The sequence below is a fragment of the Geomonas ferrireducens genome (genome assembly GCF_004917065.1).
Lineage (GTDB): Bacteria > Desulfobacterota > Desulfuromonadia > Geobacterales > Geobacteraceae > Geomonas > Geomonas ferrireducens.
Window position 1 is genome coordinate 308,358 of record NZ_SSYA01000003.1, and the last position, 22,914, is coordinate 331,271.

At 62.0% G+C, this 22,914-nt stretch carries 17 protein-coding genes and 1 pseudogene (1 of these 18 cut by a window edge); 12 read left to right on the forward strand and 6 right to left on the reverse strand.

Going from position 1 to position 22,914, the window contains the following annotated elements:
- Positions 1-45 precede the first annotated feature (45 nt).
- Both E8L22_RS17180 and E8L22_RS17185 read left to right on the forward strand, forming a co-directional pair.
- On the forward strand, positions 46-324 hold the full coding sequence (locus E8L22_RS17180; protein ID WP_136526366.1) for a hypothetical protein: 279 nt from the start codon (positions 46-48) through the stop codon (positions 322-324).
- A complete protein-coding gene (locus E8L22_RS17185) occupies positions 321-968 on the forward strand; it encodes a CAP domain-containing protein (protein WP_136526367.1) in 648 nt (215 codons plus the stop codon). The genes E8L22_RS17180 and E8L22_RS17185 overlap by 4 nt, the downstream gene beginning before the upstream one ends.
- A 2-nt stretch (positions 969-970) precedes the next feature.
- On the opposite strand, the gene E8L22_RS17190 is transcribed toward E8L22_RS17185, so the two are convergent.
- Genes E8L22_RS17190 through E8L22_RS17200 form a run of 3 tightly spaced genes read right to left on the reverse strand, consistent with a single transcriptional unit; the run spans position 971 to position 5,134 of the window.
- A complete protein-coding gene (locus E8L22_RS17190) occupies positions 971-1,591 on the reverse strand; it encodes a helix-turn-helix transcriptional regulator (RefSeq protein ID WP_136526368.1) in 621 nt (206 codons plus the stop codon).
- A 3-nt stretch (positions 1,592-1,594) separates the two neighbouring features.
- A complete protein-coding gene (locus E8L22_RS17195; protein ID WP_136526369.1) occupies positions 1,595-2,944 on the reverse strand; it encodes an HlyD family type I secretion periplasmic adaptor subunit in 1,350 nt (449 codons plus the stop codon).
- 12 nt (positions 2,945-2,956) lie between these two features.
- Positions 2,957-5,134, reverse strand: a complete 2,178-nt coding sequence (locus tag E8L22_RS17200) for a type I secretion system permease/ATPase (protein WP_136526370.1) — start codon at positions 5,132-5,134, stop codon at positions 2,957-2,959.
- 165 nt (positions 5,135-5,299) lie between these two features.
- Here E8L22_RS17200 and E8L22_RS17205 point away from each other — a divergent pair, with 165 nt between their 5' ends.
- Positions 5,300-5,620: a hypothetical protein gene (locus E8L22_RS17205; protein WP_136526371.1), complete on the forward strand. Its 321-nt coding sequence runs from the start codon at positions 5,300-5,302 to the stop codon at positions 5,618-5,620.
- Here the strand turns inward: E8L22_RS17205 and E8L22_RS17210 are convergent.
- The 3 genes from E8L22_RS17210 to E8L22_RS17220 all read right to left on the reverse strand — a co-directional run bounded on the left by E8L22_RS17210 (position 5,613) and on the right by E8L22_RS17220 (position 9,692).
- Positions 5,613-7,580 (reverse strand): bifunctional diguanylate cyclase/phosphodiesterase, encoded by a 1,968-nt coding sequence (locus E8L22_RS17210; protein ID WP_136526372.1) that lies wholly within the window; start codon positions 7,578-7,580, stop codon positions 5,613-5,615. The genes E8L22_RS17205 and E8L22_RS17210 overlap by 8 nt on opposite strands.
- Positions 7,581-7,598: 18 nt before the next feature.
- Entirely contained in the window at positions 7,599-8,273 is a 675-nt protein-coding gene (locus E8L22_RS17215) for a transglutaminase-like cysteine peptidase (RefSeq protein WP_136526373.1), read from the reverse strand.
- A 96-nt stretch (positions 8,274-8,369) separates the two neighbouring features.
- Entirely contained in the window at positions 8,370-9,692 is a 1,323-nt protein-coding gene (locus E8L22_RS17220) for a TolC family outer membrane protein (RefSeq protein ID WP_136526374.1), read from the reverse strand.
- Positions 9,693-10,010: 318 nt separating this feature from the next.
- On the opposite strand from E8L22_RS17220, the gene E8L22_RS17225 reads away from it, so the two are divergent.
- The 9 genes and pseudogenes from E8L22_RS17225 to E8L22_RS22030 form a co-directional block, all read left to right on the forward strand.
- Positions 10,011-12,281 (forward strand): OmpA family protein, encoded by a 2,271-nt coding sequence (locus E8L22_RS17225; RefSeq protein ID WP_162604863.1) that lies wholly within the window; start codon positions 10,011-10,013, stop codon positions 12,279-12,281.
- A gap of 81 nt (positions 12,282-12,362) precedes the next feature.
- Entirely contained in the window at positions 12,363-12,908 is a 546-nt protein-coding gene (locus tag E8L22_RS17230) for a hypothetical protein (protein WP_136526376.1), read from the forward strand.
- Positions 12,909-12,926: 18 nt separating this feature from the next.
- Complete coding sequence (locus tag E8L22_RS17235) at positions 12,927-13,502, forward strand: hypothetical protein (protein WP_136526377.1); 576 nt, start codon at positions 12,927-12,929, stop codon at positions 13,500-13,502.
- 9 nt (positions 13,503-13,511) lie between these two features.
- Entirely contained in the window at positions 13,512-13,985 is a 474-nt protein-coding gene (locus E8L22_RS17240) for a hypothetical protein (RefSeq protein WP_136526378.1), read from the forward strand.
- Positions 13,982-15,088 (forward strand): hypothetical protein, encoded by a 1,107-nt coding sequence (locus E8L22_RS17245; protein WP_136526379.1) that lies wholly within the window; start codon positions 13,982-13,984, stop codon positions 15,086-15,088. Before E8L22_RS17240 ends, E8L22_RS17245 begins: the two co-directional genes overlap by 4 nt.
- Positions 15,060-17,057 (forward strand): hypothetical protein, encoded by a 1,998-nt coding sequence (locus tag E8L22_RS17250; protein WP_136526380.1) that lies wholly within the window; start codon positions 15,060-15,062, stop codon positions 17,055-17,057. Before E8L22_RS17245 ends, E8L22_RS17250 begins: the two co-directional genes overlap by 29 nt.
- A gap of 392 nt (positions 17,058-17,449) precedes the next feature.
- A pseudogene (locus E8L22_RS17255) lies at positions 17,450-21,097 on the forward strand (retention module-containing protein); the annotation flags it as partial.
- Positions 21,098-21,384: 287 nt separating this feature from the next.
- Positions 21,385-22,533 carry a VCBS domain-containing protein gene (locus tag E8L22_RS21790; protein WP_407925360.1) on the forward strand — a complete coding sequence of 383 codons (1,149 nt, stop codon included), beginning with the start codon at positions 21,385-21,387 and terminating at the stop codon, positions 22,531-22,533.
- Positions 22,481-22,914: the 5' portion of a VCBS domain-containing protein gene (locus E8L22_RS22030; RefSeq protein ID WP_407925354.1), read on the forward strand. The gene runs 130 nt beyond the window's last position; only the first 434 of its 564 coding nucleotides appear in the window; the start codon lies at positions 22,481-22,483; its stop codon lies beyond the right edge, outside the window. Before E8L22_RS21790 ends, E8L22_RS22030 begins: the two co-directional genes overlap by 53 nt.

A 22,914-nucleotide genomic window follows, 5' to 3' on the forward strand; every position in this document is an offset into this window, starting at 1 on the left:
GCTCTGGCCGAAATCGGTTAATGTGACGGCAGGGGAGGGGAGATCATGAAGGCTGAGGTCGTTTCGGTGCGCTACCGCATCCCGCTTACCGAGGTGCAGGCGGAGAAACTCAGGCGCACCTGGCCCAACGGCGAGCCGTTCTACCCGTACGAGAAGATGGAGCGCTACCTGGAGCCGCTCCTCGTCGAGGACTTGAACTGGCACCACTACTCCGGGGACTACCTCTACTTCACCGTGTACGGCGACGACATCGAGGCGACGCTCGCCGATGCCCTCAAGGTTTTCGAGGAGCGGCTTGCACTTTTGGAGGGTAAAAGACGATGAGAAGGATACTGCAGGCTGTCATTTTCCTTTTTTGCGCGACCGCCGTTTTCCCGGTCGTAAGCGGCGTCGCTTTCGGCGCGCAGGCGGCTGGAGAAGCCGATCTCGCGCGGCAGGTGCTTGCCGAGACCAACCTGGCCCGCACCGCTCCGCAGCGCTACGCGAACTACCTGAGGGAGTTTCGGAAGAGTTTCGTGGGGAAGGCGTACCGGGTGCCGGGGACCTACAACATGGTTATGACCTCGGAGGGGACGGCGGCGCTCGATGAGGCGGTGCGTTATCTCGCGCGCCAGCGCCCGGTGCCGGCGCTTTCCTGGTCGGAGGGGCTTGCCGAGGCCGCGGCCGACCTGGTTCGGGAGCAGACCGCTTCGGGTGAGACGGGGCACGGGGCTGCGGGAGGACTTAAAGGGAGGATCGAGGGGCACGGTTCCTGGACCTCGACCATCGGAGAGAACATAAGCTACGGCCCCGACACCGCGCGCATGGTGGTGATGGGGCTCCTGATCGACGACGGGGTTCGGAACCGTGGACACCGCAAAAACATCTTCAACCGCGCCTTCGCCACGGCGGGCGCCGCGTGCGGGCCGCACCCGGTGTACCGCACCATCTGCGTCATGGACTTCGCGGGCGGGTTCAAGGAGCGCTAGCGCTACCCCCGGTTGATGAGGAGTGCCAGACTCAACCGGTTTCCGGCCGGCAACTTGCCGTAGATCGAGGTGAGGTGCGCTTTCACGGTGCGCTCCACGATGCCGAGTTCAGCGGCGATCTCGAGGTTGGTCCTCCCACCGGCGATCAATTCGGCGACCTTCCGCTCCATGGGGCTAAGCGGCGCCAGGAGCTCGTCAAGGCGCCTCTCCCTCCCCGTCGCGGCGTTTTGCGCCGCCTCCAGGATCAGTTGCTGGATCACCTGCTGCCCGAGCCATACCCCGCCCCCCTCAATCACGTTCAGCGCTTCCTTGAGGCGCTCCGCCGAGATGTACGTGTTGGCGTACCCCATTATCCCCACCTTCAAAAAGGCGAGACCCTCGTCCGGTTCAGGCCGGTCGGAGAGGAGAAAAAGTCTCGTCGCCGGCGACGCGGTGCGCAGGACGGCACACTCCGCCTGGTCCACCAGGTCGCGGTGCAGCATGGCCAGGTCGGGCCTTGCCGAAGGGACCGTCCGCCTCAGCTCGTCGAGAGTGCGGACCTGTTCGATCCTGTTTCCTTCGGCAAGCAGTCCCTGCCAACGGGTGAGGACGGTTCCGCTTGCGCTTGCCAGCAGGATGATCATGCGTTACCTCTCGCGCAGTGCGCTGTACTTCGCCTTCAGAATCGGTTTGAGGATGTACGAGAGGATGGTGCGCTTGCCGGCCAGGATGTCGACCGTGGCGACCATGCCCGGTATGATCGGGAGCGGCTTCTCCTTGGTTCCCAGGTAGTTGCGGTCCGTCCTGAGCGTCACCAGGTAGTAGCTCTCCTTCTTTTCGTCGGTGATGCTGTCGGCCCCGATCTGCTCCAGCCGCGCATCGAGCCCGCCGTAGATGGTGTAGTCGTAGGCGGAGAATTTCACCATCGCCTTCTGGTTCGGCTTCAGGAAGCCGATGTCGGCCGGCTTGATCTTCGCCTCGATGAGGAGGGTCCCCTCGTTCGGGACGATCTCCACGATGTTCATGCCGGGCTGGATGACGCCCCCTATCGTGTTAACGAGGATGCGGTTCACCGTGCCGTTCACCGGAGAGCGCACCAGGGTGCGGTCCAGGCGGTCCTTAAGGGCCATCGAGGAGGCGGCCTCCTCGCCCAACTGCGCCGCGACCTCGTTGTACTCGGTCTTCGCCTTGTTGGAGAAGTTCAGCTTCAGCTCCCGCATCGCGGAGTAGCTCTCGCTGATCTTCGACTGGATGCGCGGGATCGACTGCTTGATGGTCTCGATCTCTCCCTTCAACTCGCTCGCCTTGCGCTCGAGCTGCAAAAGTTCCATGTCGGAGACGGCACCCTTCGCGACCAGCGGCCGCGTGATGTTGATCTCCTTTTGATAAAGGGAGTAGGTCTGGTTGAGCTCCTTGAGCCTCGTGTTCAGCTCCCTTAATTCCCCCTGGCGCTGGTCGATCTGCGACTGTTTCACGTCGAGGGAGTTCTTCAGTTCGGCGCGGCGCGATTCGAACAGGGCGCGCTCGCTCGCGGCGATGGCGGGTGGGGCGTCGGCGGGTGGGGTGAAACTCATGCTACCCGCCGCCTCGGCGCGCAGACGGGCGGCCTTTGCCTTGTTCGCGCCGGATTTCGCCTGGCTCTGCTCAAGGGAAGAGACGAAACGGGTCTCGTCGATCTTCAAAAGGAGCTGCCCCTTCTTCACGGGGTCGCCCACCTTCACGTGCAGTTCGGAGAGGATGCCCCCCTCCAGGTTCTGGATCACCTGTACCTGGCTTGCCGGGATCACTTTCCCTTCGCCCCGCGTGGTCTGCTCCACCTCGGAAACGCCGGCCCAGATGAGGAAGATGACGAAAAGGAGCAGCGTCGACCAGAGGATGGCGCTCCCGCCGCGCGGGGACTGCACCAGGATCGAGGTCTTGATGTCCGTTACAAAATCGACTTCTTCATCGGGCATCCTGCGGAACACCCCGTTCGCCTTGTTCTTGTTTATCTCCACGACATTTCTCCGCTAGATGTTCAGATGCCCGCGTTGCAGCGCTTCGAGGACCGCCCCTTTCGGGCCGTCGGCCACCACGGTGCCGTTGTCGATGACGATGATGCGGTCCACGAGCTCGAGCAGCGAGGCGCGGTGCGTGATCAGGATCATGGTCTTTTCCTTCGCCCCCTCGGCCAGGTTGTTCTTGAGCCTCAGCTCGGAACGGCTGTCCATGTTGCTGGTCGGCTCGTCGAGGACCAGGACCGGCGGGTCGAGCAGGAGCGCCCGCGCGATGGCGACGCACTGGCGCTGCCCGCCGGAGAGCCCGCGGCCGAATTCCGCAACCTCCATGTCGAAGCCGAGCGGGTGTTTCTTCACGAACTCGCCGACCCCCGCAAGCTCGGCGGCCCGCATGATGGAGTGGTCGTCGACGTCGTCCGCGCCAAGGGTCAGGTTCTCGCGCACCGTCCCCTTGAAGAGCGAGATGTCCTGCGGAACGTACCCCACGTAGTGGCGCAGCTCGGCGGGGTCGATCTGCCTGAGATCGGTGTCGTCCATGGTGACCATGCCGCTTCCCGGCTCGAAGAGTCCCAGAAGCAGCTTGCCGAGCGTGGTCTTTCCGGAACCGATCGGGCCGATGATCCCCACCTTTTCCCCCGCCTCGATGTTCAGGGTAATGTTGTTGAGCGCGTTCACCGACTGGCCGGGATAGGCGAAGGAGAGCCCGCGAACGCCGATCCCCCCGTGGAAGCGGGTGCGGTGCAGGAAGGTCTTGCCGGCCGGGCGCTCCACCGGGAGCTTCATGATGTCGTCGAGGGTCTTGTACGCTTCTTTGGCGCGGTGGAAGCGGGTGGCGAGGTTCGCGACCTGGGCGACCGGGGCCAACACCTGGCGCGAGAGGATCACCAGTGCCACGAGCCCCCCCTGGGTGAGCTTCCCGACCGAGATGGCGTAGACACCGGCGACGACGAGGCCGACGACGGCCAGGTTCTGCACCAGGTAGGCGACCTGGTTCACCGAGGAGGAGAGAAAGCGCGAGCGCGCGCTCCATGTCGCGATGTAGCCTACCGCGTCCTCCCAGCTGCGCTGCACGTGGGATTCCGCACCGAGCATCTTCACGGTCTCGAGCCCGGCGAGCCCCTCGACCAGGATGGCGTTTTTCTGGCTGGAGGCGGCGAAGGTGTTTTCCACCGCACGGCGCAGCGGCGCCTGGATGCAAGCGGCGTAGGCGATCATTATGACGATGCTGACGATGAAGATGGCGAGAATGACCTCGCCGCCGATGTACCAGATCACCCCGAGCCCGAGGATGATGAAGGGGACGTCGATCAGGGTGGTGATGGAGAAGGAGGTGATGAAGTCGAGGATGGACTCGAATTCCCGCAAGTTATTGGAGAAGGAGCCGACCGACTGGGGCCTCACTTCGAGGCGCAGGTTGAGGACGCGCTGCAAAAGAACCGAGGAGATCCTGAGGTTCGCCTTTTTCCCCGCCTCGTCGATGAAGTAACCGCGCAGCCCCTGCATCAGCACGCCGAAGAGGTAGACGACGGTGACCCCGATGGAGAGCACCCAGAGCGTCTCAAAGGCGCTGTTCGGGATGACCCGGTCGTAGACGTTCAAGACGTAGAAGGTGCTGACGAGGCCGAAGACGTTGATGAGCAGGGAGGCGACGACGACGTCGCGGTAGATGCGCCAGGAGGAGGTGAGGGTGCCCCAGAACCAGTGTCCGGTCCCCTCGGCCTCGCGGGCGACGCCACCCTCCCTGCCTAGGCGGTACTTTGGGCGGACGAAGATGGCGAACCCTGCGTAAAGCTTCTCGAGCTCGGCACGGGTGACGCTCTTCTCGCCCGTCCCGGCCTCGGGAAGGAGGATCTTGAAGGTGTCCTCCTCGAGGTCGCGCTCCACGACCGCCACCGCCTGACGATTGTGCAAAAGAAGGACGGCGGGGAGCTGCAACTGGCTTATGCGTGCCAGAGGGCGCTTGACGACGCGGCTGGAGAGGCCGGCGCGCTCGGCGCAGCGGGGAAAAAGCTCCACCGTGACGCGGTTTTGCACGAGCGGCAGTCCCGCCACGATACCGGTGCGCGAGGCCGGAAGCCCGTGCAGCTTGGCGACCAGCAGCAGCGCGTCGAGAAGGGGGTCGTCGTGGCGATCCATGTCCTCGCCAAGGTTCCACTGTGTTTCAGGGGCAGTTCTATCTGTCTCTTGCACGTCGCTTCCTCTTTATGCAGACCAGCCATCAAAACAAAAAGGTGGATTATTGTAGCATAATAGGTTTCACATTGGTAATCGTTTTGCGTTATACTTGGGCCTGTTGTCCGGTGTCAATGATTTTCGATTAATGCCTTCGCCCGCAGATCACAGAGAGGAAAACGCATGCTCTACATAGAGAGAGGAGAGGACGGCAAAATCGTCGCCCTGCACAAGACCCCCATCACCCCGGACGCCGAGCAGAAGCCGCTCATGGACACGGAGGTGCTCGCCTTCCTGAACGAGAGCGGCGCCTGGGGCGAGTCGCTTGCCTTCTCCGACGCCGCCACGGTCCGCGTCATCGAGGACCTTGTCGACCTTCTGGTCAGAAAGAACGTGATCAACTTCACCGAGCTTCCCGAGCAGGCGCAGCAGAGGATCAAGACGCGCCAGAGCCTGCGCGAGAAGATCTCCTCCAGCGACCTCCTCGTGCACGACATCATCTAGCGGCGGTAAAGGAGGAGAGCGGCCGCGGCCTGCCGAAGAAGTACCCCTGCATCGCGTCGAGGTTCAGCTCCTTCAACACCGCAGCCTGCTCTTCGGATTCGACCCCCTCCGCCACCACGGCGATGTCGATGCTGTGCGCCACGCTGCAGAGCGAGGCGACGTAGAAGCCGCTGTCGTTCTCCCCGCTTAAGAGTTCGCCCGTGTAGGCGCGGTCGATCTTCACGTACTCGGGACGCAGCGACTTCAGATAGCCAAGCTTCGAGAAGCTCCTGCCGTAGTGGTCGAGGCCGATGCCGTGTCCGCACGCCCGTACCACGGCGGCGAACTCCCTGATCAGTTCCAGATGCTGCACCGCTGCGAACTCCGAGAACTCGAAGTTTATGTGCGGTGCGCCGGCCGGAAGCCCCTTCAGGTAGCCGTGGAGCCAGCCCCGGAACCCTTCGTCCTCAAGTGAAGTGGGGGAGATGTTGACGGCGATGCGCTCCACCCCGATGCTGCGGAAGTCAAAGCGCAGCGCCTCCTCGATCACCATGCGGTCGATGGCGGAAACCAGCTTCAGGCGCTCGGCGATCGGCAGGAAGAGGGCGGCGTCGAGTGCCGTGCCGTCCTCCTGCGCAATGCGGGCGAAGAGCTCCAACTGCCGCACGCCGCGCTCCTGGGTGTTCGCGATCACCGCTTGGGCGTCCAGGGTCACACGCCGTTCCTCGAGCGCCCTGACGAGCGATTCCTTCCACTGCTGCTGCCCCATGGGGAGCGCCGATTCCCCGCTCACCGCGCGCAGTTCCCAACCGTTCGCCCCTTTGCTTTGCGCCGCCGAGAGTGCAAGGTCCGCCTCGGAGAGAAGCCGCGACAGGGTGACGCTCCCCTCGTAGGCCGCAACGCCAAGGTTCGCGATGTTGTCGGAGAGCGACAGCCGCTCACGGGCGAGGCGCCCGAGCTCGCTCGCAATCTCGGTGGCGACGATTTCCGCTTCGGAAGAGGAGTGGTGCGGCAGGAAGATGCCGAAGTCGCCGCCGGTAAGCCTGCTCAGCACCGCGTCGCCGTAGCCGGAAACCGCTTCCTGCAACAGCAAGGCGACCCGCTTCAAAAGATCGTCCCCCGCCTGCAGTCCGCGTTCGGTGTTGAGCGCCTCCAGGGCATGCACGCGTGCGAGGATGAGCAGGCCACGCCCCTGTCCCTCGGTCAGATCGGCTCCCACCTGACTCTCGAAGAAGCGCCGGTTCCCGATGCCGGTCAGCGGGTCGTGGTAGGCCCGCTCCTGCAGCCCCTCGGCCCTCGCCGCCTGTTCCCCGAACATCTCCTTCACCTTCACCGTCATCCGGTTCATCGCCTCGGCCACGCTCTTGAATTCGCGGGTGCGCGGGAGGGGATCCTGCAGCTCGTATTCGCCGCGCCCCAGGGCGTCCGCCTGGCGTTCCACGGCGGCAAGCGGCTTTAGAAGGAGCTTCAAGCCGATGCCGACCGCGGCAAGCATGAAGACGGCGCAGCCGGCGAACCAGACGGTCATGGAGATCACCTCGTTCCAGAGCGTCTCGTAGGCGTAGCCCGGGTGGCTCTTCACCAGGATGGTCCCCCCCTGGTTCCAACCCGCCATAACGTCCGCCTCCGCCTCGGGGGTCTTGAGCGGCACGAGTTTCACGAACCACTGCGGCACGTCCTCGACCTTGACCGGAAGCGTCCTGTCGATGAGCACCTCGCCGCGCGGGTCGGTGTAGGTGATCTTCTGGTAGTAGCCGCGGTCGAAGAGGGCGTTGATCATCCCCTCCACCGTGGTGAGATCCTTTTGCGCCACGTGCGGGGAGATGGAGAGGGCGAGCGAGGTCGCGGTATCCTGCACGTGGGATTCCAACTGGTCGGTCAGGAAGGTGCGGGTGTTGGCGAGCTTCGCGTACCAGGTCCCGGTGAAGAGGAGCAGGAAAAGGACGACGGTGAAGATGATGAGCTGTCGATACAGAGTCATATGTTTTCCCTTTGCCCGTTACAGTTTGTTCTCGGACATCTTCTGCAAAAGATCCTGCCAGAGCCTGAGCCGGTTCGACTTGCCGGCGAGCTTTCCCTTACCCCTTTGCTTGGCGAGCCACAGCCCGGAGCCGTTGAAGCTCAAAATCGGCATGAGGTCGGTGCGTCTGGAGGCGTGGTCTATGGAGTCGACCAGGTTGTCGAGCACGAGCGGCTCGGCCTCCGGGTCGCTGTAGTAGGTGAGCACCATGTGATGGATGTTGTAGCGCAGCGCCTTGACGTAGGTGATGCGCAGCTTGTCGTCGTCGACCCCCATCGCCTTCAGGGTGAAGTACTTGGCGATGGCGAAGTCCTCGCAGTCGCCGGCTCCCTTCGCCAGGAACTCGACCGGGGTCGCCCAGTAGTCCTCGATGCCCCACACCTCGCGGTCGGAAGCGAAGCGGATCCGCTCGTTGAAAAAGCGGTTCACCTTCTCGAGCTTGTCGCGGTCGTGGCGGCTCCTGTCGTGTGCGATGAGCTCCTCCCAGGCGACCAGGCGCTGGTAGGCCTCCCGGCCGTACTTCTTTTCCGCCTGCTGCAGGAGCTGCCGGTCGACGCTGAAGTTGCCGGCGGTGAAGACGGTGCCGGCAACGCAAAGCGCCGCGACAAAGGCGGCCAGGGACAGCGATAGTAGTCGTTTAAGGTAGATGCCCACGGCGCTCCAGGGAAAGCCCCTTTTGTTAAAAAAAAGCCCGGACCGTCGGTAACTCGCGGCGATCCGGGACTCTGTGTCACGTCTGTTGGCGGGAGGCTACGGCGCGCTGCTTGCCGTGGTCACCTTCCCGCCGGCGTCGGGCGCCTGCAGGCCGAGGGTCGGCAGAAGGCGCGACATCCCGTTCAGAATCCGGTATTCGGCGTACCTCTGGTCGTATTGGGCGTTCACCAGGCTTGCCTTGGCGTTGATGAGCTCGGCCTGGGTGTCGAGCAGGTCGAACATGGTCCTTCTGCCGATGGACCACTGTGCAGCGAACGCCTCGGCGGTCTGGCCGGCCGCCTTGACGTAGTCGTCGAGGAATTTCAGGCGCTCCTGCGCCGACTTGTTGGCGTCCCAGGAGAGGCGGATGGACTGCACCGTCTGCCTTTTCGTGTTGTTGAGGATCTCCTCCGCCTCGTACACCTCGCTCCGGGTCTGCCCCAGGCGCGCCTTGTTCCAGCCGCCGTTGAAGATGTTGAAGGAGATGGTGGCGGTCCCGAGGAACTCCTCGCGGCGTCCCGGCAAGTCGTTGTAATCTTTTTGCCAGCGATAATCAAGGGCGAGATCGAGGGTGGGGTAAAGAAGGCTCTTGGCGGCTTCGTGTTGCGCCTTTCTCTCCTGCAGGTCGGCGCCTGCCGACTTCAAGGTGCGGTTACCCTGTACGGCAAGGTCTTCGGCCTCTTCCTTGGTCTTCGGGAGATCCGCAATTACCGAGGGCGGGTCGGCGAGTTCGCCGGGGAGATAGCCGACCACGGCCTGGTAATCGGCGAGGCTGTCGTCGAGGTTCGCTTGTGCTGCGGCGACGTTGGCCTGGGCGAGGGCCAGACGACCTCTCACCTGCTCGAAGTCGGCGCGGCGGTCCACGCCGGACTCGCTTCTGAGCCTTACCTGGTCATGGATCCTCAGGTGGTTGGTCAGGTTCTCCTGGGCGAGCGCCAGGAGTTTCTCGTTTCTGAGCACGTTCAGGTACACCCTGGAGGCGAGCAGGGCGTTGTTCTCGGCGGTCCCCCCGAGGAGGTACTCGCGGGACCTAGCCCGTGCCTCCTGGCGTTCCACCTCGTGCTGCGTGCCGAAGAAGCGGAAGACGTTCTGGCGCACGCTCACCACGGCGGTGGCGGGGGCGACGGTGTTGAAGGTCGGCTCATGCTGGCGCGATACCCCTGCCGACGCGGATGCGTCGATGGTGGGAAGGTACCCCGCCTTTGCCTGGCGCACCTCTCTCTCGCGCGCCACCTTGTTGTAGTACTGTGCCCGTACTTCGGGGTTGGATTGCAACATGTACTTCACGGCGTCCTGGAGCGTCTCGGCGTGGGCCGTGCCCGCCGCAGAGGTTAACATGCCAAGCGCCACAACAGTCATTAACTTCCTGGTCAGTGCCATAAACTACCTTCCTGTTCGTGGTATCAAAGTTAACCACCATTGCACATGCCTGATATGCCGGCACGATAAATGGATCACTCATGTTGATACACATATTATATGTGAATAATAAATTTGCAAATGGTAATTTTGTATGGTTAATTATATGCAAAGCGGCCAGTAGTCAAGTATAAAAATTTCTAAGAAATGGGAGCATTTGACATGGCAGAATTTGATAGTAGCTTAGTAGTACCTTATGGCAAGCCTATGAGGCAGGCACGCTATCCCAGTGACAGTGCGCCTCCGGGGCTCATTCAGAAACCGAAACGGAGACGTGACTTGAAAACAAATTCATTGGCCATCATGACTGCAGCACTGCTATGCGCCGCCTCCCTCCCCGGGACCGTGTCAGCAGCTACGACCTCACCCTTCTCCATCTCCCCGATGGTGGGCGGTGTTTCCTTTGCCGGAAAGGAACACCTGGAAACCTCTCCGGTCTTCGGGTTGCGTGCCGGCTACAACTTCACGAAAAACCTGGAGCTCGAGGCGCTCTACGACTACGCGAAGCTCAGAAACAGCCGCAACGGCAGCGAGTCTGACTTCAACCGCTTCGGCGGGGACCTCCTCTGGAACTTCCGCCCTAATGAGAAGTTCGTCCCGAATCTCGCCGCAGGTTACGCAGGCGTACAGCTTCCCCCCGGTACCAAGGGCGCCTTCGACCTTGGCGGGGGCTTCAAGTACTTCGTGACCGAGGATGTCGCCTGGCGCGGCGATGTACGCGGCATCTTCTACAACAACAAGTTTGAGGACTACGTGGTCGAGTACACCACGGGCCTGTACATCCCCTTCGGCGGAGCTCCTGCCGTCGCCAAGCTTCCCGAGCCGCCGCCCCCGCCGCAGTCGGTACCCCGCACCATGCCGCAGGCGCAGCCGACGCTGAACCTGACCGTTCCGACTCCGCCTCCGCCGGTCGTGGTCGCGGCTCCCGAGGTGGCGCTCGCCGCCTCCCCCACTTCGATCAAGAAGGGGGAGCGCTCCATTTTGAGCTGGAAGAGCAAGCGCGCCGACAACTGCGAGATGCGCCCGGATTTGGGTGACGTCGCCGTGAACGGCTCGATGACGGTGACCCCGGCGGTCGACACCGTCTACTCCCTGACCTGCACGGGCAAGGGTGGGACCGGTGCAGCCAACGCCGCGGTCATGGTGGCCCAGCCGACCAAGGCGGAGAAGAGGTTCTGCAACCAGCCCGCGGTGCTCATGATCAACTTCGACACCGACAAGTGGAACGTGAAGCCGCAGTACCACGCGGAACTGAAGTCGGTGGGCGACTTCCTGAACGAATTCCCCGAGGCGTACGGCGAGATCTCCGGCCATACCGACGGCACCGCCAGTGCCGACCACAACCAGAGGCTCTCCGAACGGCGCGCCCAGGCGGTGCGCGATTACATCGTGAAGAACTTCCACATCGATCCGAAGCGGCTGACCGCCAAGGGGTACGGCAAGAGCCGCCCCATAGCGACCAACAAGACCGCCGTGGGACGCGCGAAGAACAGGCGCATCGAGGCGAACCTCGTGTGCAAGAAGAAGGAAGCCGCAGCGGCGGCGACTCCGGAACCGGCCGCACCCCAAAAGGAGAGCTCGCTCGGAAAAAAGCCCTTAGCCCTGGCGACAGCGAAGGGTAACGCACCGCTTGACGGTGGCGTTACCCCGGCGCAACGCCAGGGTGAACCGGAAAAACTGTTTGTACCGCAGGTAGCCGCGCCCGGCGCGGCCCTGCCCGCAGCACAGCGCAAGGGGGAGACGGAAGCCGTTTTGCTCCCCTCAGCGCCGACAACCGCAGTAGCGGAGGGGGTCGTCCCCCCTCCGCTGCCTTCCGCGCAGCGCAAGAAGGAAATTGACTCCTCCTACGTGGACCGCCCCGTAGAGGCCGCCCCGCAAGGGGCCGCAGCACCCGCGGCGCTCCCCACGGCGCAGCTTGCACCGCAGCCTGCCCCGCTTCCGGAGGGAGAACCGGCCCCCGGAGAGGTTGCCGCGGCAAAACGGCCGCCTGAACTCCCCTCTGCACAAAGGGCAAAGGAAGTGGCAGCCCCCGCCGCAAACACTCCCGCCGCACCGGAGCCGACGCTCCCCGCTTTAGCCGCACCGGAGGTACCACTGCTCGTTCCCGTCCCGGAAGCCGAGCCGGTCTCGTCCGCGCTCAGGAAGCAGGAGCCGGTGCCGCCCGCCCCCGACGAGGAACCCTTCGTCCTCAAGGGCGCCCCATCAACGCCGACGCCCGAGGGAAAGATCGCCCTGACCGGGGTCACCATCGACAAGAACGGATTAAGCCTCTTCACCAACGGCAAGGTCAGCGACTTCCGCGTGATCACCATGGTGGAGCCCTACAGCCTGGTCATCGACCTCATCGGTGCGGTGAACGGCATGGGGGCCCAAGGCGCTGCGGTCGACAAATTCGACCTCACCAACGTCCGCTTCCGCGAATTCCCCGATTATCTCCAGATCACCCTCGACGCCGGCCGGGAGGAAATCATCCCGTACCGCACCTTCAAGATCGACACGGGGTTGAGGATCAACATCAAGCCTAGAAGCACCCATCACATAGGACCCTGACCGGCGCGGGGCGCGATGCCGCTCCGGGCAGTGGATCACGATACGTGGGCTCGCAGAGCTCATTCGTGAGAGGAGTCGGATATGAATCACAGCGTTGCATTGCGATGGAAAACAGCCGTCGTGGTGACGGCAGTGGTGTCACTTCTTAACGCCTCGGCCCTTTTCGCCGCCGAGCCGCAGGGCGTTGCCGCGCCCGTTCAGGAGCCGACCTCGGAGCAGGCGAACGACTTGGGGCTCGAACTGAGACTCCAGACGGTTAAGAAGGACCTCCTCGTCTTCCTCAACTTCGCCGAGCACTTCATCGCCAGCGGCGAGACCAAGACCGCGGCGCAGCTCCAGGCACCCCTCGACGACTACTTGAGAAGGCATGTCGACTACCTGGTCACCCAGGCGGTGGACGGCTCGAACATCGAGATGACGCAGCTCTCGGCCGAGATCGCCCTCGTCAAGACGCGTCTTCTCATCGTGCTCAACTACAGAGACGATGCAGGAACCGTACTCGCCGAGATGAAGAGGCTGTACGCCCCTTACCAGAAGATGTCCGTTCAGATCCAGGGTAAGACCACCACGCTGGACGAGGCCATCCGCCAGTTGGACAGCGACCTGGCGCGCATCGCCAAGAAATAACGCCAAGGAGCCGACGACATGGACATTCTGGGCCTCATCACCATCAACCCCATGAGCTTCAACATCTGGTCGCTCAGGATCTCGCTCACCCTGACCACCTGCATCTTCGTCATTGCCATGGTCCTCGCCGTGCGCGCCTTCATCCACGCGAAGTCCATGGACCACAAGCACCTGGACAGCGTGAAGGACAAGAACGCCTCGCCGCAGGACACTTTAGCTGAGAGCGTCGCGAAGATGCTCTGGGCGACGAGCCAGAGTGACGGCGCCGCCGGGCAGCCGGCTCCGAAGGAGTTCCTCTACGATGCCACGCGCGAGGTGGCGCAGAACAATTTCAACGGCCTCTTCGTGAACCGCATTTACATGTGCGCGAACCTGCTCCCCCCGATCGGGCTCTGGGGGACCGTGGCCGGGATGATCGTCATCTTCCTCTATACCGGCGATCCGGGGAGCGCCATCAACAACGGGGCCATCGGCGCGAAGCTCTGGTCCACCTACTTCGCCCTCATGTACTACGTGCTTTTGCAGGCTATCTGCGTCTGCCTCGACGTGGTCGCGAAGCGCTCGATCAACCGCGGCCTGCAGGTGAAGATCTAGGGGGACGCCATGCGCACCGTCGGAACATCCAGAAACCAGTGGCTCATCTCCTTCACGGATGTCGCCTTTCTGCTCCTTCTGGTCTTCACCCAGATGGCGAGGATGGACACCTCCAGCAGCCAGGTAGCCGAGATGAACCTCCCCGCCCCGGTGGTGGAGCGAAGCCCCGAGCTCGTGGCGATGCAGTCGAACCCGGATTACCATCAGCTTCTCGTGGACCGGCACGGCGCGAGGCCTTACTGCCTCGTGCACGTCCAACGCGGCAAGGAGGCGGCGAGGACCGCGCCGCTTTCCTACGACGAGCTTTGCTCCGCGCTGAAAAACCTCCAGGAGACGAACCGGGAACATCCGCGCCCGGTGGTGGTGCCGCTTCCCGAATCGTACAGCAGCGATCTGTTGTCCGCGGCGGCGGTGGTGAGCAAGTACTGGGGCTCCGACGGACTTGCGGTGGTGCGCACCTCGCGCACCGGTGATAAAAGATGAGCGCGCGCATCCAGAGCACCTGCGGCTATGGCGGTACGCGGCTGAAACGGATCCTGGTTTGCGCAGACCATGAGCTGCGCCCCCCGGTCCCGACTTGGCTGCGTCTCTTCGTCGCCTTCGTGCTCGCAACGGTCGCGCTTTGCGTGAGCCGGTTTCAGATGCCGGGCGTACCGGTGTCGAAACGCACCATCATGGACGTGAGCAAACTGGATTTGAAGGCCCCCCCGGTGCAACCGAAAAAGCTGGCGCCACCTATGCATCCGGTCGCGGAAAAGGTCCAGCGGCAGCGCACCGTGTACGCCCTGGATGTCAAGCCGCCCAAGTACAACGCGCCGGTGGAAGAGGGGAGACGCCCGGAGACGACCTCACCCGGCAAAGCCGCGCTGCGGCACGAAGTGAGCGACCCCTCCGAGGCGCCGTACCCGGTCGTCGCCCGGTCCTACGGATATCAGAGCGGGTCCGAAGTCTCTGTTTCTCCGGTGGTGACCCGCGAGCGTCAGGCCGCTGAGGGATTCGAGCCGGCCGCAGGCAGCGCCGGTACCCCGACGACGAGGCTTAGGAAGGAGGCGACCGCGGAGGTGGGGGCGCGCCCTTCGACGAAGAGCACCTATATCTACCGCGTGCGCGGCGGGCCGACGGCCGCGCTCCCCTCGGCCAGCGAGCCGGCCCTCTCGCCGCAGCGCCCGACTCGGCCGGTCGAGGTTGCAGCGAGCGCCCCGGCGCCTCGTGTCGCAGCGGTACGAAGTGCGCCCGAGGCGACCATCGAGGAGCCGAAGGCGAAAACGTCCCCGGCCGCCCGGGAGCGCAGCAAGAGCCCGGCGGGAAGTGCCGCTGCCGGTTCCGATGTCTCGTTGTCGCGCGGGGTGTCACTTATGAGCCTTAAGATCTGCGACAGCGCGTTACAACAGGAGGAAGCGATCAAGTCGGTGCTGAGCATTGTCGGCTCGCGCCACAGTTGCACCAGTGACAAGGGTGAGTTCCAGTTCAAGGGAACCAAACGGGTATCGTCCTTCAACCTCATCATCTTCCCCTCCAGGGGACGAGAGCCATCCCAGCGATGCGAGGAGTTGGAATATGCGTACGACTGCCTTAGGAAAAACTAGCCCGAAACGGATACTCTCATTCATCATCTTCTGCGCCATCTGCCTTATTCTGGCGGCTGCGCCCTCCTGGGGCGCCACCAAGAAAAAGGGGCACGCCGCGCCGGCGAAGAAGGAACACAAGACGGCCCCGGCCAAGGTTGCGGCCCCGGTTGCCGCCCCGCAGATCAGGGAGTGGGGCCCCTACCTCGACGTCGCCTACGAGCTGACCTATTGGGACAAGAACGAGATCAAGGATTGGCGCGAAAAACGCGACCAGGAGATCGGCGAGACCCTTGCCTCCTACATCGCCACCTGGAGCGGGAAACTCGCGCCCGGACAAAAGGGTGCCGAGCGCCCCGGGGAGCAGCCGCAGCTCTTTCGCGACCGCGACTACCTGAGGCTCGCCATCGCCCAGACCATCGATTACCTGCAAAGCGACAATCCGGAGAGCCTCGCAGCCGCGGCGAAGACCATCGAGAGCCTGAAAGGGAAGGCCTCCATGCCCGAGATCGCCTACTGGAGCGGTATGGTGAAGGCGCTGCAGGCCCTGGAGCGTGATGACGCCGATGATTTCGTAGTGCAGGTCTACGGCATCTGGAACGGCTCGGTCCTTTACATCGAGAAGAACGAGATCGCCACCGGGGCGACGAGCGGCGCGGTGCCGACCAACACCCCCTTCTACTATCGAAACCTCATCAACCTCGTGGTGAACCGGGCCATCATCGCCCGCAAGCTGGACGGGCTGAACGCGCTCGGGCCCCTGTTCGTCATGATGAACGACAGAAACCTCGGGGAGAAGGACAGCGAAGGGAAGTACACGAAGACGCTGGTGCAGCGCATCGTGGACGGGCTTGGCGCTCCCGACTCGGACCGCTATCATCTCAACTTCACCGTGGCGGCGATCGAGTCCAAGCGCCTGCAGCAGGTGGCAAGTTCCAAGCTTGACGCCGAGGGGATGACCGAGTCGGTGCAGAAGACCTACGAGCGGGCGAGGACCTTCAACGATCTCTGCTTCAAGTGGGCCGCGGGCCCGAGGTCGAGCGGCGTGGTCATGGCGGCGGTGGACTACCTGGACATGACCAGTTTTGCCATTCCGCGCCTTGCCGACAACGAGAACGCGGCCGCCTACAAGTTCTTCTCGACCCTCCCCGACCAGGAGGGGCGCACCGCCCTTTTGAAGTCGATGGCGATCTTCAACGACATCGCCCCGTACTCCTCGGGAGGGTGGGAGCGGGCCGGCTACCAGAGCAGGGAGCTTTACCTCAAGTCGACGCACCGTCTCTGGCGGGCGATCATGGAGCTCTCCCTTTGGACCGGCGACTATTACCTCGTGAAGCTCAACACGACGCAGGACGCACAGAACATCCAGAGCTACGCCACCTCGATGCAGATGGCGCTCAACTCCTACCTGAACTTCCTCACCGCGCAGCAGGGTAGGGGATTCAACGACGTCATCCCCGATTCGGCATATTTCGGTGCCTTCGAGGCCTCCGACAAGGTCTCCTACGCCTACCGCAGGGTGAGCGAATTCAGCACGGACAACGGCGCCTACAACCTGTGGTTCACGCACCGCCTGCTCTCCGCCGAGCTCTTCCCGCTCTCGCTGCGCGAGGTGCGCCAGACCTCGGCGTCACTCAAGAAGGACGGGCGTTACAACCTGTACCTCGACTACTTCCTGCCGCTGGCGAGCCGGATCAAGCAGTCCCCGGCGATAAAGAAATGGGTGAGCGCGCAGCGTCCCGAGACGGCGACGGCGAGCCTTGCCTACATAAACGCGGTCGACAAGCTATTCGCCGGGACGGCCCCGGCCGAGGTACCGACGGACACGCAGCTTGTCGCCTCGTTCCAGAGCATGCGCGAGGAGATGCAGAGAAACCCCGATCATCCGACGCACAACCTGTTGAAGCTCTTCTACCTGGAGGAGATCCAGAAGAACTCGAACTTCACGAAACTCGTCAAGGAGCCCAACCGGCTGGATCGGCCGTTCTGATTTTAGGCTGCGCCACGAAGCGCTTTTGGTGAACCAGAGGAAGTACAAGTATCAGTATTCATGAAGCGCAGTACGCGAACCCGCGTTCCCCCCTTTGCAAAGGGGGGGCAGGGGGGATTTGCCTTTCCCTCCCTCAATCATAAAAAAAGCCCTCTGTCTCAAGGAGGGCTTTTTTGTCTGTCCAAAGTCAGCCGTACTGGCTGACGAAATTTCCTTTGTCACGGCAGCAGATATACAGGACTAATGAAGGGAAATGAGCCCCGTGTAATCTTGATCACTATGTCAATCTAGTACCAAGGTACAATAGACATAGCCTTGCCTGAGAGATATGTTTACGCTAACCGAATTTGGATAAGCCCCCTTCAACCAATAAATAACAGTGGAGAATGGTCATGGCACAGAACACTCACGCAGCAACGGCAGGCGCCGGGAACCAGGTGGTTGGTAAGGTTGTGATTCTGTACGGGACAGTGAAAGCGATATCCCCGGATGGTGCGGTAAGGCTGCTCATGCCGAACAGCCCGATCTATGCGAACGATCGTATCGTCACCGAGAGTGACGGTAGCGCGTCGATCGTTTTTAACGGAGCGCAGGATAATCATATTGATCTGGGGCGTATGACCAATGTGACCATCGACCATGACGTATATGCGACGGTGACCCCCGAAGAGGTATCCGACGCGGTGTCAGAAGTAGAGCAGATTCAGCAGGCCCTTCTGACCGGCGATCAGCCCATCGAACTCGAAGCCCCGGCAGCCGGTGGTCCCGTCAGCGCCGGCGGTACCCATCCGCTCTTCGTCGTCGCCCCGACCGGCACGGAAGTCACCCCGACCAGCGGTCTGACCACCACAGGTGTCACCTTCGGGTCGACCGGGACCATTGAGGCTGCGGGCATAACTTTGCCGAGCACCCCTACGGGACCTGGTGTCGGCTCTGACCACGGCTCTGTCACGGAAGATAGTTCGAACCCCAATCTTTCTACGACAGGAACATTATCCGTCGTAGATGTTTATGGTAACCAATACGGAGTCAACACGGCCGTTGCCCCGGTTGCGAGCGAAGGCACACTCGGCCACATCACCATCGACAGCGCCGGTCACTGGACTTACAGCGTTGCCAACTCCAACGTCCAGTACCTCGGTAATGGCGAGACTAAAGTCGAAACCTTCACCGTCCAGAGCATTGATGGCACCAGCCATAACATAGTCATCACGATCAACGGAACCAATGACATTCCGACCTTCACCGGTGCCGACTCCGGTTCCGTGACCGAGGACACCCCGAATGCTCAAGCTGTCAACCTGACTACCGCCGGGACGCTGGTTGTCACCGATGCGGACCAGCACCAGTCTGCAATCAATACGGCCGTCGCCCCGGTCGCAAGCGAAGGCGCCCTGGGTCACATCACCATCGACAGCGCCGGTCACTGGACTTACAGCGTTGCCAACGCCGACGTCCAGTACCTTGGCAGCGGCGAGAGCAGGGTTGAGACCTTCACGGTGCAGAGCGTTGACGGTACCACCCATGACATCGTCATCACGATCAACGGCACCAACGACGTTCCGACCTTCAGCGGTGCCGACTCCGGCTCCGTGACCGAGGACACCCCGAGTGCTGAAACTGTCAACCTGACAACCGCCGGGACGCTGGTAGTTACTGACGCGGATCAGCACCAGTCTGCGATCAATACGGCCGTCGCCCCGGTCGCGAACGAAGGCGCCCTGGGACACATCACCATCGACAGCGCTGGTCACTGGACCTACAGCGTTGCCAACGCCGATGTGCAGTACCTCGGCAATGGGGAAACCAGAGTCGAAACCTTCACGGTCCAGAGCGTCGACGGCACCGGCCACGACATCGTCATCACGATCAACGGCACCAACGACGTTCCGACCTTCAGCGGTGCCGACTCCGGTTCCGTGACAGAAGACACCCCGAGCGCTGAGACTCTGACGTTGTCCACTAATGGGACCTTGGTTGTCACCGATCTTGATCAGCACCAGTCTGCCATAAACACGGCGGTCGCACCTGTCGCCAGTGAGGGCTCTCTGGGCCACATCACGATCGACAGCGCCGGTCACTGGACTTACAGCGTTGCCAACGCCGACGTGCAGTATCTCGGCAATGGTGAAACCAAAGTCGAAACCTTCACCGTGCAGAGTGTCGACGGCACCAGCCACGACATCGTTATCACGATCAACGGGACCAACGATGTTCCGACCTTCAGCGGCGCCGATTCCGGCTTCGTGACTGAGGACACCCCGAGCGCCGAAACTATCAACCTGACTACCGCCGGAACCCTGGTTGTTGCCGACGTGGATCAGCACCAGTCCGCGATCAATACGGCCGTCGCACCTGTCGCCAGTGAGGGCGCTCTGGGCCACATCACGATCGACAGCGCTGGTCACTGGACTTACAGCGTTGCCAACGCCGACGTGCAGTATCTCGGCAATGGTGAAACCAAAGTCGAAACCTTCACCGTCCAGAGCGTTGATGGCACCAGCCATGACATCGTCATCACGATCAACGGTACCAACGACGTTCCGACCTTCAGCGGCGCCGATTCCGGCTTCGTGACTGAGGACACCCCAAGCGCTGAGACCGTGACGTTGTCCACTAATGGGACTTTGGTTGTCACCGATCTTGATCAGCACCAGTCTGCCATCAACACGGCCGTCGCCCCGGTCGCGAGCGAAGGTGCCCTGGGCCAGATCACCATCGACAGCGCCGGCCACTGGACCTACAGCGTTGCCAACGCCGATGTGCAGTACCTCGGCAATGGGGAAACCAGAATCGAAACATTCACAGTGCAGAGCGTCGACGGCACCAGCCACGACATCGTCATCACGATCAACGGCACAAATGACGCTCCGACCTTCAGCGGCGCCGATTCCGGCTTCGTGACTGAGGACACCCCGAGTGCTGAGACCGTGACGTTGTCCACTAATGGGACTTTGGTTGTCACCGATCTTGATCAGCACCAGTCCGCGATCAACACGGCCGTCGCACCTGTAGCGAGCGAAGGCGCTCTGGGCCACATCACGATCGACAGCGCCGGTCACTGGACTTACAGCGTTGCCAACGCCGACGTGCAGTATCTCGGCAATGGTGAAACCAAAGTCGAAACCTTCACCGTACAGAGCGTTGACGGTACCACCCATGACATCGTCATCACTATCAACGGTACCAACGACGTTCCGACCTTCAGCGGCGCCGATTCCGGCTTCGTGACTGAGGACACCCCGAGCGCCGAAACTATCAACCTGACTACCGCCGGAACCCTGGTTGTTGCCGACGTGGATCAGCACCAGTCCGCGATCAATACGGCCGTCGCACCGGTCGCGAGCGAGGGTGCTCTGGGCAGCATCACGATCGACAGCGCTGGTCACTGGACTTACAGCGTTGCCAATGCCGATGTGCAGTACCTCGGCAATGGGGAAACCAAAGTCGAAACCTTCACCGTACAGAGCGTGGATGGTACCAGCCACGACATCGTCATCACGATCAACGGTACCAATGACATTCCGACCTTCAGCGGCGCCGATTACGGCTCCGTGACCGAGGACACTCCGAGCGCCGAAACTGTCAATTTGACTACCGTCGGAACCCTGGTTGTTGCCGATGCGGATCAGCATCAGTCTGCTATCAACACGGCCGTTGCCCCGGTTGCGAGCGAAGGCGCTCTGGGCCACATCACGATCGACAGCGCCGGCCACTGGACTTACAGCGTTGCCAACGCAGACGTGCAGTATCTTGGCAATGGTGAAACTAAAGTCGAAACCTTCACCGTACAGAGCGTGGATGGCACCAGCCACGACATCGTCATCACGATCAACGGGACTAACGATGTCCCGACCTTCAGCGGCGCCGATTCCGGCTTCGTGACCGAGGACACCCCGAGCGCTGAGACCGTGACGCTGTCCACTAATGGCACCCTGGTTGTTGCCGACGCGGATCAGCACCAGTCTGCTATCAACACGGCCGTCGCACCTGTCGCCAGCGACGGTGCTCTGGGCCACATCACGATCGACAGCGCCGGTCACTGGACTTACAGCGTTGCGAACTCCGACGTCCAGTACCTCGGCAATGGCGAAACCAAACTTGAAACCTTCACGGTGCAGAGCGTTGACGGTACCACCCATGACATCGTCATCACTATCAACGGTACCAACGACGTTCCGACCTTCACCGGTGCCGACTCCGGTTCCGTTACGGAAGACACCCCCACGGTTGAGACTGTGACGTTGTCCACTAATGGGACCCTGGTTGTTACCGACGCGGATCAGCACCAGTCTGCAATAAACACAGCCGTCGCCCCGNCATCACGATCGACAGCGCCGGTCACTGGACTTACAGCGTTGCGAACTCCGACGTCCAGTACCTTGGCAATGGCGAAACCAAACTTGAAACCTTCACCGTACAGAGCGTTGACGGTACCACCCATGACATCGTCATCACGATCAACGGTACCAACGACGTTCCGACCTTCACCGGTGCCGACTCCGGGTCCGTGACGGAGGACACCCCGAGCGCTGAGACAGTGACGCTGTCCACTAATGGCACCTTGGTTGTTACCGACGCGGATCAGCACCAGTCTGCGATCAACATAGCTGTTGCCCCGGTTGCCAGCGAGGGCGCACTCGGCCACATCACAATCGATAGCGCAGGCCACTGGACTTACAGCGTTGCCAATGCCGACGTGCAGTACCTGGGCAATGGCGAAACCAAACTTGAAACCTTCACGGTGCAGAGCGTTGACGGTACCACCCATGACATCGTCATCACGATCAACGGTACCAACGACGTTCCGATCTTCACCGGTGCCGACTCCGGTTCCGTTACGGAAGACACCCCCACGGTTGAGACTGTGACGTTGTCCACAAATGGTACGTTGGTTGTCACCGACGCGGATCAGCACCAGTCTGCTATCAACACAAGTGTTACCCCGGTTGCGAGCGAGGGTGCTCTTGGCCACATCACCATTGACAGCGCCGGTCACTGGACTTACAGCGTTGCCAATGCCGATGTGCAGTACCTCGGCAATGGCGAAACCAAACTTGAAACCTTCACGGTGCAGAGCGTTGACGGTACCACCCATGACATCGTCATCACGATCAACGGTACCAACGACGTTCCGACCTTCACCGGTGCCGACTCCGGTTCCGTTACGGAAGACACCCCCACGGTTGAGACTGTGACGCTGTCCACTAATGGCACCCTGGTTGTTACCGACGCGGATCAGCACCAGTCTGCAATAAACACGGCCGTCGCCCCGGTTGCGAGCGACGGTGCTCTGGGCCACATCACGATCGACAGCGCCGGTCACTGGACTTACAGCGTTGCGAACTCCGACGTCCAGTACCTCGGCAATGGCGAAACCAAACTTGAAACCTTCACCGTACAGAGCGTTGACGGTACCACCCATGACATCGTCATCACGATCAACGGTACCAACGACGTTCCGACNCACGGTTGAGACTGTGACGTTGTCCACTAATGGGACCCTGGTTGTTACCGACGCGGATCAGCACCAGTCTGCAATAAACACAGCCGTCGCCCCGGTTGCCAGCGAAGGCGCTCTGGGCCACATCACGATCGACAGCGCCGGTCACTGGACTTACAGCGTTGCTAACGCCGACGTGCAGTACCTCGGCAATGGTGAAACCAAAGTCGAAACCTTCACCGTACAGAGCGTTGACGGTACCACCCATGACATCGTCATCACTATCAACGGTACTAACGACGTTCCGACCTTCACCGGTGCCGACTCCGGTTCCGTTACGGAAGACACCCCCACGGTTGAGACTGTGACGTTGTCCACTAATGGGACCCTGGTTGTTACCGACGCGGATCAGCA

What these genes read in the sequence shown, in the direction of transcription:
- E8L22_RS17180 (WP_136526366.1), top strand. Translation starts at nt 46, where the DNA reads ATGAAGGCTGAGGTCGTTTCGGTGCGCTACCGCATCCCGCTTACCGAG.
- E8L22_RS17185 (WP_136526367.1), top strand. Translation starts at nt 321, where the DNA reads ATGAGAAGGATACTGCAGGCTGTCATTTTCCTTTTTTGCGCGACCGCC.
- E8L22_RS17190 (WP_136526368.1), bottom strand. Translation starts at nt 1,591, where the DNA reads ATGATCATCCTGCTGGCAAGCGCAAGCGGAACCGTCCTCACCCGTTGG.
- E8L22_RS17205 (WP_136526371.1), top strand. Translation starts at nt 5,300, where the DNA reads ATGCTCTACATAGAGAGAGGAGAGGACGGCAAAATCGTCGCCCTGCAC.
- E8L22_RS17210 (WP_136526372.1), bottom strand. Translation starts at nt 7,580, where the DNA reads ATGACTCTGTATCGACAGCTCATCATCTTCACCGTCGTCCTTTTCCTG.
- E8L22_RS17220 (WP_136526374.1), bottom strand. Translation starts at nt 9,692, where the DNA reads ATGGCACTGACCAGGAAGTTAATGACTGTTGTGGCGCTTGGCATGTTA.
- E8L22_RS17230 (WP_136526376.1), top strand. Translation starts at nt 12,363, where the DNA reads ATGAATCACAGCGTTGCATTGCGATGGAAAACAGCCGTCGTGGTGACG.
- E8L22_RS17235 (WP_136526377.1), top strand. Translation starts at nt 12,927, where the DNA reads ATGGACATTCTGGGCCTCATCACCATCAACCCCATGAGCTTCAACATC.
- E8L22_RS17240 (WP_136526378.1), top strand. Translation starts at nt 13,512, where the DNA reads ATGCGCACCGTCGGAACATCCAGAAACCAGTGGCTCATCTCCTTCACG.
- E8L22_RS17245 (WP_136526379.1), top strand. Translation starts at nt 13,982, where the DNA reads ATGAGCGCGCGCATCCAGAGCACCTGCGGCTATGGCGGTACGCGGCTG.
- E8L22_RS17250 (WP_136526380.1), top strand. Translation starts at nt 15,060, where the DNA reads ATGCGTACGACTGCCTTAGGAAAAACTAGCCCGAAACGGATACTCTCA.